Origin of the sequence: Antarctobacter jejuensis (genome assembly GCF_052266595.1) — a bacterium.
GTDB classification, from domain to species: domain Bacteria; phylum Pseudomonadota; class Alphaproteobacteria; order Rhodobacterales; family Rhodobacteraceae; genus Antarctobacter; species Antarctobacter jejuensis.
Genome location: NZ_JBQQXJ010000009.1, coordinates 1 through 17,743 on the forward strand (window position 1 = coordinate 1; position 17,743 = coordinate 17,743).

18 protein-coding genes are annotated in these 17,743 nt (G+C 64.3%); 4 read left to right on the forward strand and 14 right to left on the reverse strand.

Going from position 1 to position 17,743, the window contains the following annotated elements; translation table 11 throughout:
* Positions 1 to 325: 325 nt before the first annotated feature.
* On the reverse strand, positions 326 to 622 hold the full coding sequence (locus ACTXGA_RS14000) for a hypothetical protein (protein ID WP_443394626.1): 297 nt from the start codon (positions 620 to 622) through the stop codon (positions 326 to 328).
* 341 nt (positions 623 to 963) lie between these two features.
* Positions 964 to 1,584, reverse strand: a complete 621-nt coding sequence (locus ACTXGA_RS14005; protein WP_443394628.1) for a glutathione S-transferase family protein — start codon at positions 1,582 to 1,584, stop codon at positions 964 to 966.
* A gap of 129 nt (positions 1,585 to 1,713) precedes the next feature.
* Between ACTXGA_RS14005 and choW the strand changes: the two genes are divergently transcribed.
* Positions 1,714 to 2,547: a choline ABC transporter permease subunit gene (gene choW, locus ACTXGA_RS14010; protein WP_443394630.1), complete on the forward strand. Its 834-nt coding sequence runs from the start codon at positions 1,714 to 1,716 to the stop codon at positions 2,545 to 2,547.
* Positions 2,544 to 3,545 (forward strand): choline ABC transporter ATP-binding protein, encoded by a 1,002-nt coding sequence (gene choV / locus ACTXGA_RS14015; protein ID WP_443394631.1) that lies wholly within the window; start codon positions 2,544 to 2,546, stop codon positions 3,543 to 3,545. The genes choW and choV overlap by 4 nt, the downstream gene beginning before the upstream one ends.
* Positions 3,546 to 3,844: 299 nt before the next feature.
* Here the strand turns inward: choV and ACTXGA_RS14020 are convergent, their stop codons facing one another.
* The 3 genes from ACTXGA_RS14020 to ACTXGA_RS14030 all read right to left on the reverse strand — a co-directional run bounded on the left by ACTXGA_RS14020 (position 3,845) and on the right by ACTXGA_RS14030 (position 5,672).
* Positions 3,845 to 4,123: a YMGG-like glycine zipper-containing protein gene (locus ACTXGA_RS14020; protein WP_443394632.1), complete on the reverse strand. Its 279-nt coding sequence runs from the start codon at positions 4,121 to 4,123 to the stop codon at positions 3,845 to 3,847.
* 188 nt (positions 4,124 to 4,311) lie between these two features.
* Positions 4,312 to 4,920 (reverse strand): enoyl-CoA hydratase/isomerase family protein, encoded by a 609-nt coding sequence (locus tag ACTXGA_RS14025; RefSeq protein WP_443394634.1) that lies wholly within the window; start codon positions 4,918 to 4,920, stop codon positions 4,312 to 4,314.
* Positions 4,917 to 5,672, reverse strand: coding sequence for an SDR family oxidoreductase (locus ACTXGA_RS14030; RefSeq protein WP_443394636.1), 756 nt, complete (start codon positions 5,670 to 5,672; stop codon positions 4,917 to 4,919). Before ACTXGA_RS14030 ends, ACTXGA_RS14025 begins: the two co-directional genes overlap by 4 nt.
* Before the next feature lie 154 nt (positions 5,673 to 5,826).
* Here ACTXGA_RS14030 and ACTXGA_RS14035 point away from each other — a divergent pair, with 154 nt between their 5' ends.
* Positions 5,827 to 7,353, forward strand: coding sequence for a DUF2125 domain-containing protein (locus ACTXGA_RS14035; protein WP_443394638.1), 1,527 nt, complete (start codon positions 5,827 to 5,829; stop codon positions 7,351 to 7,353).
* Between the two features lie 60 nt (positions 7,354 to 7,413).
* Here ACTXGA_RS14035 and ACTXGA_RS14040 read toward each other — a convergent pair whose 3' ends face one another.
* The 8 genes from ACTXGA_RS14040 to ACTXGA_RS14075 form a co-directional block, all read right to left on the reverse strand.
* Positions 7,414 to 8,004, reverse strand: coding sequence for a 2-hydroxychromene-2-carboxylate isomerase (locus ACTXGA_RS14040; RefSeq protein WP_443394640.1), 591 nt, complete (start codon positions 8,002 to 8,004; stop codon positions 7,414 to 7,416).
* Positions 8,005 to 8,057: 53 nt separating this feature from the next.
* Positions 8,058 to 9,125 (reverse strand): threonine aldolase family protein, encoded by a 1,068-nt coding sequence (locus ACTXGA_RS14045; RefSeq protein ID WP_443394642.1) that lies wholly within the window; start codon positions 9,123 to 9,125, stop codon positions 8,058 to 8,060.
* Complete coding sequence (locus tag ACTXGA_RS14050; RefSeq protein ID WP_443394643.1) at positions 9,122 to 9,592, reverse strand: YcgN family cysteine cluster protein; 471 nt, start codon at positions 9,590 to 9,592, stop codon at positions 9,122 to 9,124. The genes ACTXGA_RS14045 and ACTXGA_RS14050 overlap by 4 nt, the downstream gene beginning before the upstream one ends.
* Positions 9,589 to 10,521, reverse strand: a complete 933-nt coding sequence (locus tag ACTXGA_RS14055; protein ID WP_443394645.1) for a bifunctional riboflavin kinase/FAD synthetase — start codon at positions 10,519 to 10,521, stop codon at positions 9,589 to 9,591. Before ACTXGA_RS14055 ends, ACTXGA_RS14050 begins: the two co-directional genes overlap by 4 nt.
* Positions 10,522 to 10,587: 66 nt before the next feature.
* The gene (gene pdxR, locus ACTXGA_RS14060; protein WP_443394647.1) at positions 10,588 to 12,054 is read right to left on the reverse strand and encodes a MocR-like pyridoxine biosynthesis transcription factor PdxR; all 1,467 of its coding nucleotides are present in this window, start codon (positions 12,052 to 12,054) and stop codon (positions 10,588 to 10,590) included.
* 75 nt (positions 12,055 to 12,129) lie between these two features.
* Complete coding sequence (locus ACTXGA_RS14065; protein WP_443394649.1) at positions 12,130 to 12,783, reverse strand: YggS family pyridoxal phosphate-dependent enzyme; 654 nt, start codon at positions 12,781 to 12,783, stop codon at positions 12,130 to 12,132.
* Positions 12,774 to 14,234: a tetratricopeptide repeat-containing sulfotransferase family protein gene (locus tag ACTXGA_RS14070; RefSeq protein WP_443394651.1), complete on the reverse strand. Its 1,461-nt coding sequence runs from the start codon at positions 14,232 to 14,234 to the stop codon at positions 12,774 to 12,776. Before ACTXGA_RS14070 ends, ACTXGA_RS14065 begins: the two co-directional genes overlap by 10 nt.
* Before the next feature lie 91 nt (positions 14,235 to 14,325).
* Positions 14,326 to 15,324: a porin gene (locus tag ACTXGA_RS14075; protein WP_443394653.1), complete on the reverse strand. Its 999-nt coding sequence runs from the start codon at positions 15,322 to 15,324 to the stop codon at positions 14,326 to 14,328.
* Positions 15,325 to 15,616: 292 nt separating this feature from the next.
* Here ACTXGA_RS14075 and ACTXGA_RS14080 point away from each other — a divergent pair, with 292 nt between their 5' ends.
* Positions 15,617 to 16,129 carry a DUF3576 domain-containing protein gene (locus tag ACTXGA_RS14080; protein WP_443394655.1) on the forward strand — a complete coding sequence of 171 codons (513 nt, stop codon included), beginning with the start codon at positions 15,617 to 15,619 and terminating at the stop codon, positions 16,127 to 16,129.
* Between the two features lie 79 nt (positions 16,130 to 16,208).
* Here ACTXGA_RS14080 and ACTXGA_RS14085 read toward each other — a convergent pair whose 3' ends face one another.
* Positions 16,209 to 17,468 (reverse strand): glycosyltransferase, encoded by a 1,260-nt coding sequence (locus ACTXGA_RS14085; RefSeq protein ID WP_443394657.1) that lies wholly within the window; start codon positions 17,466 to 17,468, stop codon positions 16,209 to 16,211.
* Positions 17,469 to 17,743 lie beyond the last annotated feature (275 nt).

A 17,743-nucleotide genomic window follows, 5' to 3' on the forward strand; every position in this document is an offset into this window, starting at 1 on the left:
ACCCTCGCAATCACCCGCAGTGCACTTTCCCCATAGTCAGCGCCACGACCCCCGCGGCTTCCTCCTTCCGAGGTTTGTCAACGCGGGCCGACGCCCGCAGGACCCCCGCCGTCACGCAGCGGCCCGCATCGAAAAACCTTCAGGACAGCGGTCAGTCGCCGCGGGATGCGCCAAGGTCTGCGGTGCGGAAGGAGGCCGCCGCTTACGGCCGTCGTACCAAGGTCCGGTTTGGTGAACGCTCATCAAACGGTCGCTATTGGGAGTTGGTGCGGCTTTAGTCTCATCCGACTGAGAAGGCCAGAAACAGTTTCAGTCGCAAGTAAAACTAGCCGCAGATAAAACCGACTATTGTAGAGTTTGGGTCTGTTTTGGCGTCTTCAAGCGTTCCGCTGTGCATGATCGTTAGCCTGGACGCATCTGTCCGAAACGGAATTCTATCGCCTGGAACATGACGAACATTTTCAGGGAGATCCAACTCAAAAATAACGGAAGATGGCTCACCTATTAGATGTTTGAAACCAGGCACATCACATGGCCATAAATTTTCTTGCGCAGTTGCGGTTGCCGAGAAGTAAGAGAATAGAAAACCAGATGATATCGCAAGTATATGGCCAATTTTCATTGGTGCGTCCCTTCAAGATGACTGATTTCTCGATACAATAAACCTCGGTTTGCTCAAGCAAAACTTGTCGGACTTCCGACAAAGGGCATTTTTGGGTGCGTTCCACAAGCCTCGTTCAAAACCGAAGCCGTTGTTGAAGGTTTTAGGGGCTCTCTCTTCAATGCCAACATTCATGCAGCACGCAGCATCCGTTTTAAGGGCCAAATCCGGCCTCTCGCGGCTGCTAACATGAGCGGCAGCTATGGGCGAAAGCGGTTGCAGCGGCTTCTCTGACGAACGGAAACTTCGTCCGCCACAGCGGACCCTCGCGCTCTAATCCCTCACGCCAGCCAAACCCTCCTTCATCCCTCCATCAGTGCGTCATCCAGTGCCTTCGCCCGAACAGCCGCCTCGCGCGCCATGATCCGCCCGATATAGGCATCGAATCCGTCGCGCTCTGGAAAGGTGCCGAACTGGCGGCCCCAGGCGATCTGCGAGCCCAGGTAGACGTCCAGCGCGCTGAAGGTCTCGCCCAGCAGCCAGTCCCGCCCATCCGACAGTAGGTCCGCCAGTATGTCCGCCTCTTCCTCCAGCGGGCACCACCCGGCGCGGCCGCGCGCCTGCGGGTCGTCCGGCAATTCGAACCCGAAAGAGGCGTTCACAATCGCCGCCTCCAGAGGCCCCGAGGCAAAGAACATCCAACGATAGAACGCCCCGCGCGCGCCCGGTGCCGGTATCAACCCGGCCTCCGGGAACCGTTCTGCCAGATGGCAACAGATCGCTGCCCCTTCGGTCACGACTGTTCCGCCATCGACCAGCGCTGGCACCTTGCCCATCGGGTTGACTGCCCGGTACTCCGGCCCCTTCATCTCCGGCCCATAGGCCACCACGCGCGTCTCATAAGTCGCGCCGCATTCTTCCAGCATCCAGCGGGCGATCCGTCCGCGTGACATGGGATTGGTGTAAAAGATCAGTTCCGACATGACCGTGCTCCCTGTTTGGACGACAGGGTGCCACCGCCACCTGCCCCTGGCAAATGCTTCGGAACGCCGATCCGCTTCACAATCCGGTCCAAACGGCGCATGTATGGGAAAACAAGAAGGGAGGGCGCGGTGAACTGGCTGACAGACCACAAGATACCCGTCGGCGACGCGGCCGAGGCGATGTTCAACTGGCTGCAAAAGAATGGCGGCTGGTTCTTTGACGGGATGGCCGTTGCGATGGAGTGGCTGATCGATGCCATTCTCTGGCTGCTTCAGGAGCCGCATCCGCTTATCGTCATTGCCGTTCTGACCGCCATCACCTTTGCGCTGCAGCGCCGCTGGCAGGTGCCTGCTCTGGTCTTTGCCGGCTTTCTCTTCATCCTCAACCAGGGTTACTGGGAGGAAACCACCGAAAGCCTGACGCTGGTGCTGTCGGCCTGCGTGGTCTGCATGGGGGTGGGCGTGCCCATCGGCATCTTTGCCGCGCACAACCCCGGCGTCTATCGCTGGATGCGCCCCGTTTTGGACCTGATGCAGACCCTGCCCACCTTCGTCTACCTGATCCCGGCGATCGTGTTCTTCGGCATCGGCATGGTGCCGGGCCTGATCGCCACGGTGATCTTCGTGGTTCCGGCGCCGATCCGGCTGACGCACCTTGGCATTTCATCGACGCCCAAGGCGCTGACCGAAGCGGCGGATGCCTTTGGCGCCACGCCGCGCCAGAAGCTGTGGAAGGTCGAGCTGCCCGCGGCCCTGCCGCAGATCATGGCGGGACTGAACCAGACCATCATGCTGTCGCTGTCGATGGTAGTGATCGCGGCACTGGTGGGGGCAGATGGCCTTGGCGTGCCGGTGGTGCGCGCGCTGAACCGCGTCGACACCGGGCTGGGCTTTGAGGCGGGGCTGATCATCGTGGTCGTGGCCATCATGTTGGACCGGGCACTGCGGGTGGGTGACAAATGACGGCGGTTTCCTTTCAGAACGTGTCGATCATCTTCGGCGATCACCCCGACAGCGCCCTGCCGCTAGCCGATCAGGGTCAGTCCCGCGCCGACATCCAAAGCGCGACCGGACAGGTCCTTGGCGTGCACAACTGCTCGCTCGACGTGGAGGAGGGGGAGATCGTCGTTCTCATGGGACTGTCGGGCTCTGGCAAGTCCACGCTGCTGCGCGCCGTCAACGGGCTGAACAAGGTCAGCCGGGGCGCGGTTAACGTGACCTGCGGCGATGAGGTCACGGATGTCACCAGCTGTTCGGCGGCAGCCCTGCGCCGCGTGCGGCAGGGGCATGTGGCGATGGTCTTTCAGCAGTTCGGCCTGCTGCCCTGGCGCAGCGTGGCGGAAAACGTGGGCTTCGGCCTCGAACTGGCCGGACAGGAGACCGCGCAGCGCGAGGCAACCGTCAAACGGCAGCTTGCCCTTGTGGGTCTTGCCGACTGGGGAGACCGCAAGGTGGCAGAGCTGTCGGGCGGCATGCAGCAACGCGTCGGACTTGCCCGCGCCTTTGCCACCGACGCGCCGATCCTTCTGATGGACGAACCCTTTTCGGCGCTCGATCCGCTGATCCGCAACCGTTTACAGGACGAACTTCTGGACCTGCAAAGAGAACTGAAACGTACCATCCTCTTCGTCAGCCACGACCTCGACGAGGCGTTCAAGATCGGCAACCGCATCGCCATCATGGAAGGTGGCCGCATCGTCCAGACCGGCACCCCGCGAGAGATCTTTTCGGATCCGGCCTCGGATTACGTCGCCGATTTCGTGGCCAACATGAACCCGCTGGGCGTGTTGACCGCGCGCGACGTGATGGAACCGGGGCAGGGCGGCGCCGAGGTCTCCGCCGAAACCCCGATCCGCGACCTGATGCCCCTGCTGAAAGAGGGACCGCTGACCGTCACCGACAAGGGCGTTTCGCTGGGTCGTGTCAGCGCCGACAGCGTGATCACCCGCCTCGCCGGCTGAGGCCTCAGGAAAGGCAGGGCGGCACCTCCGCCCTTCTTTGGGTTTTCAAATACCCTCGGGGGAGTCGACCACAGGGAGACGGGGGCAGCATCCCCTCTGACCACGCGGTCCATAACGACAAAAGGACACGTAGCGCCGCGCCTTTGATCGGGACGCGCTGGACCTCAACCCACAGGCCTTTGCCTGCGAAGGAACGTACTCAACACGATGATTTCGCATCCGGCCCGGTTCTCCGCCGCGCAAAACGCAGGCCGCACCCGTAGGGCGGGGGTTCCCCCGCCGCCCCTTCGAGATGGCGATTACGGGCAGGGCGCCCGGTAATAGGTGCCGTCGCCGCGGGCATAGGCACAGGTGTTGTCCTTGGTGTTCTGCGCCACGATGGTCCCCGCTGCCGCGCCGGCCAGCGCCGCGATCAGGCGCCAGTTCTTGTCCGCATTCAGCGCCTCGGCGGTGATGAGCCCCGCCGCCGCCCCGGCGGTGATGCCCACGACGGTGCGCTGCTCCGGCGTCAGGTTTTCGCAGGCCTGAAGCCCCAGAAGGGCCGCAAGGGCCAGGCTAAATTGGATGCTGCGTTTCATGTCATGCTCCCCTATCCAGTGGACGCCTGACCCCGCCCGCACGGCGGGTGGCGGCGTCCCTATGCCGGCCATGATGCCGAATTGGCGAACCGCCGCTTTGACATGGAACAATTCGGATGCGCCGCCGATGTCGCCCGGCAGGCGGGCAGGGGCGGCCCGGCGGGGCCTCCAAGGGAACCGACTTACCGCTAGCCGATCAACCCCTTGATCGCGCGGGCATGGGCGGCTTCGGCGCCCAGCGTATCGGCGGCCAGGGCGCGCGCCTCGTCCAGCAGGTCGCCGGTCACGATCCGGTCAACCAATCCCCAACTCAGCGCCTCGTCCACCGGCACCTTCTGCCCGGCCATCAGGATCATCTTGGCCCGCGCCGGTCCCACCAGCGCCCGCAGGCGCGCCGGATCGGAGGGTTGCGGCAGGAAGCCCAGCTTCATCACCGGATAGAACACTATGGCCCCCGGCACCGAAATCCGCAGATCACAGGCCAGCGCCATGCCCATCGCGCCGCCCGCAACGGTGCCGTTCAGCGCGCAGATGGTCAGGCCGGGGTGGCGCGCAATGGCGCCCGACAGCCGCTCCCACAGCGGCGACACCGCCAGCCCCGCCTTGGCGGCGTCAAGGTCCGCCCCGGCGGAAAACACCTTGCCTGCGCCGGTCAGCACCAGAGCCCGCGCCTGCGTCTGCGCGTCCTCGGCGATCCGGCACAGCTCTTCCAGCATCCGGGCAGTCAGGGAATTGGCCTTTTCCGGCCTGTCGATCGTGGCGATCCACAGGCCGTCTTCCTTGCTCAGTCGGATCATTTCAGGCCGACCGCCGCCCGCACGCCTTCGTCCCGCAACGAAATCTCGTTGCCCAGATAGCTGTCCACCTCCGCCGAACACATCCAGATCAGCGCCTTGGCTACCCATTCGGGCGGGATGTGGTCGGACCAGTCCAACTGGCTGACCGGATTGATGCCGCTGGACTTGATGTCGCGCTGCATCTGCGTTGCCACCGTGCCCGGCGACAGCGACAGCGCGCGAATGCCCTTGTCGCGGTATTCCTTGTCCAGCATCCGGGTCAGCATCAGGGCTCCCGCCTTGGACGAACAATAGGATGACCACGCCTCCACCGGCCCATGCGCCGCGCCAGAGCCGATGGTCAGAACCGTGCCCGCGCCTTCGTCCAGCATCACCGGCAGGGCCGCGCGCATGCCGTGGAAGACCCCCTTGAGGTTGATGTCGATGACCTCGCCCCAGGCTGCCGGATCGGCCTCTGCCATATGCGCGATGGGTTCGATCGCGCCCGCGTTGTTCACGAGGATGTCCAGCCCGCCATGGGCGGTCACGCAATTGGCCACCGCCTGCTCGACCTCCCAGTAGCGGGTGATATCGCAGGGGATCGCCACCGCCTGCGGGCCGATTTCACCGGCCAGATCGGCAATGGCGTCGGCGCCGCGCGCCACCAGCGCCACCTTGGCTCCGGCCTCGGCAAATGCCCGGGCCGTCGCTGCGCCGATCCCCCGGCTCGCCCCGGTGATCATCACCGTCTTGTCCCTCAGATCGCCGCTCATCTCGCGCCTCCTGCAATTTCACCGACAGCGCCACAAAAGGCGTCTCGCCTCTGTCGTAATCGCTCAATAGTATGGAATCCAGTCCCTTGACCCTCCTCAGGAAGCACTTGAGACTGCGTAGACATTCGTTTGCACCGACAGAGAGGTAGAATTTATGAAACGGTACACGACAGCCTCCGTGCTGGCCCTCGCCGTCATGGCGGGCCCGGCCTGGGCCGATCTGACCCCCCAGCAGGTATGGGATGACTTTGAGGCCTACATGACCGGCTTCGGCTATTCCATGACCGCAAGTGAAGCGATGGACGGGTCCACGCTGACCGTCAGCGATGTGACCATGACCATCCCGATTCCCGAGGAAGAAGGGGCGGAGGTCAAGCTGATCATGCCGCAACTCACCTTTGCGGATAACGGCGACGGCTCGGTCAAACTGTCCTACCCGGACGTGTCCGACATCACCGTGCACCTGATCGAGGATGGCGAAACCTTTGCCGAAATCGTCGTGACGATGACGCAGAGCAATGTCGCCATGAATGTCGCGGGATCGCCCGGTGACATGACCTATACCTACTCAGGCGACAGCATCGCGCTGGAACTGACCCGCGTCTTTGGCGAGGGTGAGGAAATCACCCGCGACATGCTGAGCGCGACCATCGGCATGGGGCCGCTCAGCGGCACCTCGCACATCACCCAGGACGATGCCTTCCGCTCGGTCGAGCAGGACGTCAGCTATGGCGACCTGACCTATGACGTGAAGTTCCAGGACCCGGACAACAGCAACAACACCGGTCTGTTCAATGGCCAGCTGACGGGTCTGAAGACCACCGGCGCAACCATCCTGCCGAACGAGATCAACTATGACGATCCGACCTCGATGTTCAAGAACGGCGGCGCGGTCGACGTGGTGATTTCGCATACCGGCGGGCGCACCGATTTCACCGTGCAGGAACCCGCTGGCGCGACCGTGGGCAAGTTCAGCTCGACCGGCGGCGAATTCGGCATTGCCGTCTCCGAGCAGGAGCTGACCTACGCCATCTCCGGCAGCAGTCAGATGGTTTCCTTGTCCGGCCCGGAACTTCCGTTGCCGATCAACGCGCAGCTGGATGAGATCGGCTTTGCCCTGACCATGCCGCTGTCGCCCGCGGATGCGCCGCAGGACGCCTCCCTGTCGGTGGTTCTGGCCAATTTCGCCATGGATGACATGCTGTGGAACATCTTTGACCCGTCCCAGACGCTGCCGCGTGATCCCGCCACCATTGCGCTGAACCTCGACGCCAAGGTGTCACCCTTCGTCAGCCTGCTCGACACCGAGAAGATGGAAGAAATGGCGATGAACGGCGGTATGCCGGGTGAGCTGCACTCCGTCACCCTCAGCGATTTCGTGGTCGACATGATCGGCGGCGTGATCCTCGGCGAAGGCAGCTTTAACTTCGACATGAGCGATTTCACCACCATCCCGGGCGTACCGCGCCCCGAGGGTGAGCTGAACCTGTCGGTCTCCGGCGCCAACGGCATCATCGACAAACTGATCTCGATGGGTCTGATGGGCGAACAGGACGCCATGGGCGCCCGCATGATGCTGTCCATGTTCACCGTGCCGGGGGATGAACCCGACACCGCGACCTCGAAGATCGAGATCAACGAACAGGGCCACATCCTCGCCAACGGCCAGCGGATCCAGTAAATCGGTCCCCCGAAAATGCGAAAGGGCGGGGAGTTCCCCGCCCTTTTTCGTGCCCACCGGTCAGGGGCGTTTGGCCCACTGTGTGGCGTCGTCCAGCCGGTCATCGCCCCAGAACACCTCTGCCCCGACCACGAAGGTCGGAGAGCCGAAAACCCCCAGCGCCATCGCCTCGGCGGTTTCCGCCTCCAGTACCGCCCGGATCTCGTCGCTCTCGGCGTGGGCGATCACCTCTGCCGGGTCCTCTCCCACCGCGCGCAGGCTGTCGCTCAGGTTGGGTTCGCTGCCCGCCTCTTGCCCGTGCTGGAACCAGCGCCCGTAGGTTTCCACCGTATAGGCCTGCCCCCAACCTTCGCGCATCCCCAGTACCGCCACCTGATTGGCCAGCGGCAGGTTCGGCAGCGGGTAGGGCGCGGGCACCTTGATCGGCAGGCCGTACATTTCTGCGCGCCGTTCCATGTCGCGCCACATGTAGGCGGTCTTTACGGGCTTGTCGCGAAAGGGGATGTTGTTCTGCGCCATCATGATGTCGCGCACGTTGAACGGACGCCAGCGGACGTCCAGCCCGTGCCGTGCCGCGTAATCGCCCATGCGCATCACGGTCAGGTAACTGTAGGTGCTGCCGATCGAATACCAGAAATCAAGCTGTGCCATGGTGCCCTCCGTTTTGCCGGAAGCCTATCGCCGCTCGCGATTCCCCGAAAGGATCAGAGCGCCGAACGCACCGCCTGCAGGAAATCCGCGACGTCCTGTTCACGGGTCGACCAGCTGCACACCAGCCGCGCGGTGGCCAGTGCCTCGGCATCCTTGGGTGGATTGCCCGAGAGGTGATAGACCGCCCCCGCCGCCTGTGCCGCCTGATGCACACGCAGCGGCGCGCGAAAGAACAGCATGTTGGCCCGCGTCTTGTTGACGATCTCCAGCCCCAGCGCCTCCAGCCCCTCGGCCAGCGCGTCACAGCGCGCATTGGCCCGCGTCGCCAGATCGCGCCACAACCCGTCCTGCAGATAGGCCAGCATCTGGGCCGACACATAGCGATGCTTGGAATAGAGATGCCCGCCGCGCTTGACCCGCAACTCGAACTCCTGCGCGCGGGTAAAGCCGTGGCCCGCTGGCGCGTCGGGGTCAAAGATCACCACCGCCTCGGCATCCATCAGCCCGTTCTTGGTGCCGCCGAACACGGCGATGTCCACCCCGATCTTCCAGCTCATCTCGGCAGGCGTACACCCCAGCGCCACGCAGGCCCCGGCAAAGCGCGCCCCGTCCAGATGTATCGGCAGGCCGAACTCCTGCGCCACACCGCACAGCGCGCGCATCTGCTCGACAGAGTAGACATTGCCGCCCTCGGTCACGTTGGTGATCGACACCGGCCCGCGCTGCGGCCCGTGGACGCCGCGGTTGCCCTCGGCTTCGATGGCGGTGCGCAGCGCCTCGGGCGTCATCACGTCGCCGCCCGGCACCAAGGTCAGCTTGGCCCCGCCGGTGTAGAATTCCGGCGCGTTGCACTCATCCTCGTGGATATGCGCGTGCCCGGAACAGAACACCGTCTGGAACGGCGCGCAGAGCGTGGCCAGCGACAGGGCGTTCGCCACTGTCCCCGTGGTCAGGAAATAGACTGCGGCCTTTGGTGCCTCGAACACCTCGCGCACCCGGCGCGCGGCCTCTGCCGTGACCTCATCGGCGCCATAGCTGGCGGCAAAGCCCTCATTGGCGCGGGTCAGCGCCTCCAGAACCTGCGCGGGAACGGGCGCGGCGTTGTCGGATGCAAAGTTCATCGCGGTTCCTCGATGATGTGATCTTCCCAGTCGTCTTCGCCGACCTCGAATTCCGGTACCGTGGCGTCCCGCATCGACACACCGGCCTCGTGCACCGTCTCTGCCGTGCCGGAAATCAGCGGATGCCAGTCGAACAGCGCCTCACCGTTCCAGAGCAGCTTGTAGGCGCAGGTTTCCGGCATCCAGTACAGGTTCTTGGCGATGTTGGCGGGGCGCAGCACGATGCATTCCGGCACGAACTTGTGGCGGATCGGGTACTGCGCGCAGCGGCAGGTGCTGTCATCAAACAACCGGCAGGCCACGCGGGTCAGCGCGACCTCGCCGGTGTCCTCGTCCTCCAGCTTGTTCAGGCAACACTTGCCACAGCCGTCGCACAGCGCTTCCCATTCGGCATCGTTCATGTCCTGCAGACGTTTCTTTTCCCAGAAACGGGGCGCAAGGCCGGTGCGGGGGATTGGATCGCTCATATGGCCGCCAGAATCTTTCGGGCGCGGACGCAATCGGCGTCCATCTGCGTGATCAGCGCCTCGATGCCGTCGAACTTCAACTCTGGCCGCAGGTAATCGACCAGCCCGACCGACAGCGTCGCGCCATAGAGATCGCCGGTGAAATCAAAGATGAAGGTCTCGATATTCGGCTTTTCGCCGTTGAACATCGGCCGCACCCCGATAGAGGCGGCGCCATGATAGGTGCCCTTGTGCGGACCGTCCCGCACCTCGACCAGCACCGCATAGACGCCGAAATGCGGCGGGTGCAGCCCGTCGATGGACATGTTTGCCGTCGGATAGCCCAACACGCGGCCGCGCTGTTCGCCGCCGATCACCTCGCCGTCGATGCGGTGCCAATGGCCCAGCAGCGCCGCCGCATCGCGTGGGCGGCCCTCGCTCAGGGCATCGCGGATTGCTGTCGACGACACCTGTACGCCGCCCGTTTCCATCAGTTCCGCCACCGTGACCCCAAATCCCATCTCCGCGCCAAAGCGCTGCAACATCTCTACATTTCCCGCGCGGCTCTTGCCGAAACAGAAATCCGCGCCCACCACGACATTCACAAGGCCAAAGCCGTCGCAGATCACCCGCCGGGCAAATTCCTCGGGCGTCAGCGACGCCAGAGCGGTGTTGAAGTTCAGCTGGTACAGCCGCTCCACCCCCAGCTTGGCCAGCCGGGCAGACCGCGTTTCCGCGCTCATCAGCCGGAAGGGCGGCGCGTCGGGCGCGAAATATTCGCGCGGATGCGGCTCGAATGTCATGACGCCCAGCGGCGCCTCCGGGGCCGACCGGCGCGCCAGGTCGATCACCGCCTGATGGCCAAGGTGTACGCCGTCGAAATTCCCGATCGCCGCGCTGGCGCCGCGATCCTCGGGCCGGGTGTATTGATAGTCACGTATGATCCGCATGTGCATCGGTTAGCCGCCCCGTGGCCGCTGCGCAAGCACCCGCGGCCCGCGCGCCGTCACGAGATGTCACGACATGGCGCGCAATGCCGCCGCGATGCGCGCGATCCCCTCTCCGATCCGCTCTGACGGGATGGAACTGTAGCCCAGCCGGTATAAATTGCGCGGCACCTCCGGTCCGGCAAAGAATGCCGCGCCCGGCTCGATCAGCACGCTGTCGGCGCGCAACCGGTCCGCAAGCGCCCCGGTGTCCACACCCTCGGGCGCGCGCATCCACAGGCTGGACCCGCCATGCGCGCCTTTGCCTGCCACCTCCAGCCCGTGCTCGGCCACCGCCGCCTCCATCACCTGCCGCCGCGCCTCCAGCGCCTTGCCGATGCGCCGGATCAGCGCGTCATAATGTCCAAGGCTGAGGAAATGCGCCGCCGTGCGCTGCACATGCCCCGGCGGATGCCGCAGCACGCTGGCCCGCAGGGCGCGCGCCTCGCGGATGAACGGCTCGGACCCCACCAGATAGCCCAGCCGCAGCCCCGGAAACAGCGACTTGGAAAAGCTGCCGACGTAGATCACCCGCCCGTCCTCATCGAGGCTCTTGAGCGCGGGACTGGGCGGGGCGAGGTAGGACATCTCGAATTCATAGTCATCCTCGACGATCAGCGCGTCCAGCTCCGCTGCCCGCGCCAGCAAGGCCCGCCGCCGCGCCAAGGGCAGGGTGGCCGAGGTCGGGCATTGATGGCTGGGCGTGGTAAAGATCACCCGTGTCCCGGCAGGCACCGCCCCGGGCGGCAACCCGTGCTGGTCCACCGGCACGCTGGTCACATCCGCATGACTGTGCCGCAGCAATTGCCGCAGCGCCGGGTAACAGGGATCCTCCACCGCCACGCGGCGCCCCGTGGTCAGCAGTTGCGCCGCCAGCCACAGCGCGTTCTGCGCGCCCATGGTGATCAGGATCTCCTCCGGCCGGGCAAGGATGCCACGCCGGGGCAGGGTGTGCCGCGCGATGAAACTCACCAGCTCGGGATCATCGGCGTCGAACTGATCCTGTGTCAGCGCGCCGAAATTCCGGACCCCCAGCGCCTGCATCGCACAAAGGCGCCAGTTGGCATGGTCAAACAGCGCCGGGTCCACCTGCCCGTAGATGAAAGGATAGCGATAGCGCGTCCAATCCGCCGGTTTCGCCATGCCCAGAGACGGCCCATCCGCAAACCGCTGCGCCAGCGCCGCGTCCCAATCAATGCGGTCCTGCCGTTCGGGCGGGGTGCCGAAATCCGGCGGCTCGGGCGCGTTTTCACTGACGAAATAACCGGACCGCCCGCGCGAGGTGATATAGTCGTTGGCCAAAAGCTCGGTGTAGGCCAGCGTCACGGTGATCCGGCTGACCCCCAAATGCTGCGCCAACCTCCGGCTGGAAGGCAGCTTTTCCCCCGGTCGAAAACGGCCCGCAAGGATGCCTTCGGCCACCATCTGCTGAATGCGCGCCTGCAGGGTGCCCTGCACGTTCGGCGACAGGTGAAAGGTCTCGACCGGGATTGCCATTCGGGCAGGATAGACTGGCCTGATAGGCGCTGCAATCTGGTCTTATGCGGCGCGGAATCTCAGCCAGTGCTGCGCTCAGGTCTTGACCCGTTCGCCAAAGATGGCCGATCCGACGCGCACATGGGTCGCCCCCAGCGCAATGGCCTCTTCGAAATCCGCGCTCATCCCCATCGACAGGCCTTTCAGCCCGTTGCGCTCCGCGATCTTGGCCAGCAGCGCAAAATGCAGCGAAGGCGTCTCTTCAACCGGGGGAATGCACATCAGCCCCTTGATCGGCAGGTCCATGCCCCGGCATTCGGCGATGAAGTCATCCGCCTCCGCAGGCATCACGCCCGCCTTCTGCTCTTCCTCGCCGGTGTTCACCTGAATGAACAGGTCGGGACAACGCCCCTCTTCCTGCGCGATGCGAGCGATGGTGGCGGCCAGCTTGGGGCGGTCGACCGAATGGATGGCGTCAAACAGATCAAAGGCTTGCCGGGTCTTGTTGCTCTGCAACGGACCGATCAGATGGACGGACACACCGTCAAAACGCGCCTTGAAATCCGGCCATTTGCCTGCTGCTTCCTGCACCCGGTTTTCCCCGAACAGCCGGTGGCCCTCTTTCAGCACCGCCTCGACCCGGTCCAGTGGCTGCACCTTGCTGACCGCGATCAGATGCACCTCTGACGGGTCGCGTCCCGCGGCCGTGCAGGCCTTGTCCATCCGCGCGCGGATCTCTGTCAGTCCCATGGTTCATCTCCCCAGGCGTCGAAAAACGGTGCCATTTCAGTCTCATACTTGCGCCAGGCTTCGCGCCGCCCGGCATGGATCGGCTGTCGCACCTGCGCAAGGCTCAGCGTCTTCACCTCTGATTTAACCTCGTGGAAGGCAAGGCAAGCCGCCTCCCAGTCCAGCCCCGCCGCCGCAATCAACGCCCGCGCCTGCGGTTCCGGATCGGCCACCAGATCGTCATAGCGGATCTCGTGGATCCGATCCCCCAGCCGCTCTTTCCAGAAGGCAATGTTGGCGCGGAACGCCTTGATCGTGCGGGCAATATCGCCAAGGTCGTTGGCGTAACGATGGGTGCCTTGGGCAAAGTGGTTCTTGTAGACCGACAGCGCCTGATCGCGCGGGTCGCGGTGGACGACGATGATCCGCGCACCGGGCAGGGCGCGGGCAATCAGGCCAAAGATCAGGTGGTTCTGGATCGCCTTGTCCGTCACCACGCCGGGCTGCGGCCCGGTATCGCGCCGCAGGAACCGCTGATAAGCCTCGGCCCAGCCGCTCAGTTTCGCCTCTGACAGCTCTTTCAGCGGCACCATCTTGGCTGCAGGGCCAAACTGCGCCACGGCCTCTTGCAGGGCATAGCGCATCTCGCCACCCGCCCGCGCGCCGCTGTGCGCCGCGATGATCTGTTCCACCAGCGTCGTGCCGGACCGGGGCAGGCCGGTGACAAAGACCGGGCGCAGGGGCAGGGGATCACCCACGGGGGCATAGTCCGCGCCGTCCTGCGCATCGCGAAAGGCCTGCCATTCCGCGTCACGCTCCGCCGCGTTGAAGGGAAACAGACGTCCCTGTGCCGCATTCGCGGGCTTCAGATAGGAAAACACCCGGTCGCGGTCGCCGGTGTCCTCGGCGGACTTGGCAAGGGCAAAGCCGATCTGCATCTTGCCCACGTCGTTCAGGCGCGGATTGGTCCACAGCCCCTGCATCTGCCGGATCAGCGGATCGCCCTTGGCAAAGCGATGCCCGGCGGACAGCATCCGGTAGAGTTCCGTCTGGGTCGGGTGTTGGCGGATCAGCTTTTTCAGCAGCTTCCCGGCGGCGTCGAATTCCCCGATGTTCTGCAGGAACAGCGCTTTGTCGGCCTTCGGCTTGATCTCTTTGGGGGCCAGCGCAATCAGCCGGTCATGCAGGTCCAGAACCCTGCCGTGATGGCCCAGTCGCGTCTCGGCGACGATGGCCGCCTGCAGGATCGTGGGTTCCTGCGGCTTGCGGGCCAGCGCGCGGTTCAACGCGGCGGCCTGCGCCTCGGTCTCGCCCTGCAATTCGGCCACGCGGGCCAGCTGAAATTCGATTTCCGGCGCGCCGCCGGTGGGCAGCAGCAGGGATTTCAACAGCGCCCCGGCCTTCGCGGCCTCTCCGGACTGGATCAAGGCAAGCGCCTGTCGGAACTGGGTCTGTATCTGCTGCGGGGTCATGACGGGCTCTGCTCTCGGCGTGACCCGTTCAACCAAAAGAAAAGAGCGGACGCAAGCGCCCGCTCTTCCCTATACCGAAAGGTCGGTGTCCTTAGAAGGACATCGCCAGACCCAGCGAGAAGCTGTCGAAGTCGGTGGTTGCGCCACCCATCTTCTGCTCACCAACGCCTGCGCCGAACTGACCAACCAGACCGCCGCCGAAGTCGTAGTTCACGACCAGGCCGTAACCGTGGGAGGAGTAGTTGTTGCCGAGGTCGGCGAGGCTGAAGCCGCCGTCGAGGCCAACTGCGTTGTCGTACTCACCGTAGTTCAGGCCAACGGTCAGCGCGTTCATGGTGTAGCCGAAGCCGATGCCCCAGTGGGTCACGGTGTCTGCGCCAGCCAGCTCGGGGTCGAGTTCCGAGTAGTTCACAGCGAAGGACAGGCCGTTGTCCAGAGTACCGTCGACCGACACACCGATGATGTCAGCAACATCGTTCTGGGTCTGATAGCCGAGGCCAACGCCGAGCGTGATGCCGCCCAGGTCGCCGGAGTACTTGAAGCCCACGCCCCAGATCGGGTCGTTAACAGCGGCGTCGTCGACTTCAGCCGAAACTGCTGCCGAGAAACCGTCGAAGGTGTAGGTGAAGCGCGCCACCTGACCGTCTTCGTCACCGTCGAGGCCGGAGTTGCCGTTGAAGCCCGGCTGCCAAGTTTCGGAGTCGTCGATCGACCCGCCTGCAACGTTGACTTCCTGCAGGGCCCAGTCGAACGCACCGTCGGTGTCGCCCATGTCGAGGCGTGCGCCACCGAATGCCAGGAACCAGGTTGCGCCATCGTCGTCACGTGCGTGCGCGTTGCCGCCTTCGTCCAGGTCAACCTTCGCGCCGAAGGTCAGGCCGTTGTCAGCTTCGCCGGTCATGGTGAAGACGACTTCGACGTCGGTCCAGAATTCCGAACCAGCGTCGCGGGGGGTGACGCCGACGGCATTGTCGTTGTAACGGTTACCGGCGATCACACCGATTTCTGCGGAGCCCGAGACGGCAACCTCTGCGGCTGCGACGCCTGCGGTTGCAACCAGTGCGGTGGTCGCGAACAGGATCTTTTTCATTGTTTCCCTCATGTGTTCAAAGGCACGTACCAGGCCGATGCTCCGGCCTTGATGGGATTTCTATGCGCTTTGGGGGGCGGCCTTTGCAAGCCATCCAGAAACGTGCTGCGCAACAAGGAAGTCAGTGATGCGATATTGCCACAAGCCCGAAACCCGCCTTACAGGTTTATATGCCATAGCAGCGTGTTGCGCGGGATTTCTGCGCGAAAACCCGCCTATGACTGCGGTCTTGCCGCTGGGACGCCCCCCTAGTATGCAGGGCGGCAGAGTTTCAATTTGAAAGGGGTCGGCAATGCGCGCGCCGCGAATCCTGATCGGCACCGGCCTGGTGGCACTGACATTGTTTACGGCAAGCTGCGGTACGCTGGGCGGCAATCGCAGCAACCGCGAACCGGTTCAGACACCCAGCGCCGAGGAAATCCTCGCAGAAACCGCCGCACGCGAGGGCAAGCCCCGCTCGCGCGGAACTCTCTGGGACCTCTTCAAACCGCGTGAGGATCCGGGCCGTGTCGGGGCCGTCAACAAATACATCTGGAACGCGGCGCTGGACGTGCTGAACTTTCTGCCGGTCGAAACGGTCGATCCTTTCACCGGGGTCATCACCACCGGATACGGCACGCCGCCGGGCGGTGGCCGCGCCTACCGCGCCACGATCCAGATCACCGATCCGGCGCTGGATGCGCGCTCGCTCAATGTTGCCCTGCTGACCCGGTCGGGCCCGGCGGATGCAACCACCGTGCGCGCCATTGAGGATGCGATCCTGACCCGCGCCCGCCAGCTTCGGTCGCAAGACGCGAAATTCTGAGGCCCAAGGCCTGATCCGAATACAGCTGATCCGAATAAAAAGGCGCGGTCCCCCCGGGGCCGCGCCTTTTTTAATGGGATCAATCCCGGACCGGGTTGGACGGCAGCTCTGCCAGCCGATGCACCCAGTCCAGATGCTGCGGCAGGCAGGTCGACTGAAGGTCATAAGAGTCGCGCACCAGCGCGCGCGCATTCGCCCCCAGCCTTGCGCGGGTCGGCGCATCGTCCAGCAGGGTGCAGACCCGCTCGACCAGCGCCTCGCGGTCAAAGAAATCCACCAGCCACCCGGTTTCATCCTCTGTCATGACCTCGCGCACCGGCGCGGTGTCGCTGGCGACAATCGCGGATTCGGCGCTCATCGATTCCAGCAGCGACCAAGACAGGACAAAAGGGTAGGTCAGGTAGATGTGCACACGGCTGACCTGCATCATCGCAAGAAAGCGGTCATAGGGCACGCGGCCAAGGAAATGCACCCGGTTCCAGTGCGCCGTCGGAATCCGGCCCCGGACCTCATCGATATAGATCTGTTTCCAGGTCTTGCCCGCAGGCGGCTTTGATCCGTAGGAGGTGCCGTCACCGCCCAGGATCACGACATGGGCGTCCGGCCGCCGTTTCAAAAGGTCCGGCAGCGCGCGCATAAAGACATGATAGCCGCGATAGGGTTCCAGGTTGCGGTTGATGAAGGTGATCACCTCATCGTCGCGCGTCAGGACCGGCCCGTTCTCGATCTCCAGCCGTGCCGCGGGATTGGGCCGGACCAGATCGGTGTCGATGCCGTCATGGGCCACGGTGATCCGGTCCTGCCATTTGTCCGGAAAGGTCGCGGCCTGAAACCGCGTGGGCGAGATTCCGGCATCCATGATTTCCTCATGCATCCGGTTGTTGAGGTTCTTCATCCGTATGCGCAGCCGGTCGCCCGCCGGGTTCTTGCTGGGAAACTCCGGGTCGAAGCCCACGAAGGTCTCTGTGGTCAGGTGATAAAGCTCGCAATAAAGACCCAGCCGCGCGTCGGGCCAGACATCTTTCAGGAACATGCTCTCGCCCCAGCCGTGATGGGCGCAGATCACATCCGGCACGAATCCCTGCTCCTTCAGCCCGATCGCGCCGCGATAACAGGAGGTGGCGCGCAGGATCTTGGTTTCGAAATCCGCCAGCCAGGGGTGGATGCCCTTGGTGCTGGCGCCCTGGATTCCATAAGGAACGATGCGGACCCCCTGCCATGTCTGGGCTTCCTTGACCTTGCAGGTCAGCGCGACCACCTGATGGCCCTGCCGGACCAACGCCGGGGCCAGGTGTTTGTACTGGCCGGGAAAGTTCTGGTGGATCAACAGGATCTTCATCTGCACGCCCTCACGCGGCCTCTTGGCGGCCGTTTCCCGGCATCCTAGCGGGGCGGTCCCCAAAAGGGAATCGCTTGATCGTGTGCAGGCCCGGGCCGGGAACGCGGCGGCGGCGGGCGATCTGGCATCGGATTCAACGGCTTGGTCCGTGGGTATGGCGGCCGGGCAGGGGGCTCTGCCCCCGCCGCCCTGCGGGCGTCTCCCCCGAGGGTATTTGGAAACCCAAAGAAGACAGGGGGGAGCGTTCGGGGGCGGCGCAGCGGTCATTTCCAGCG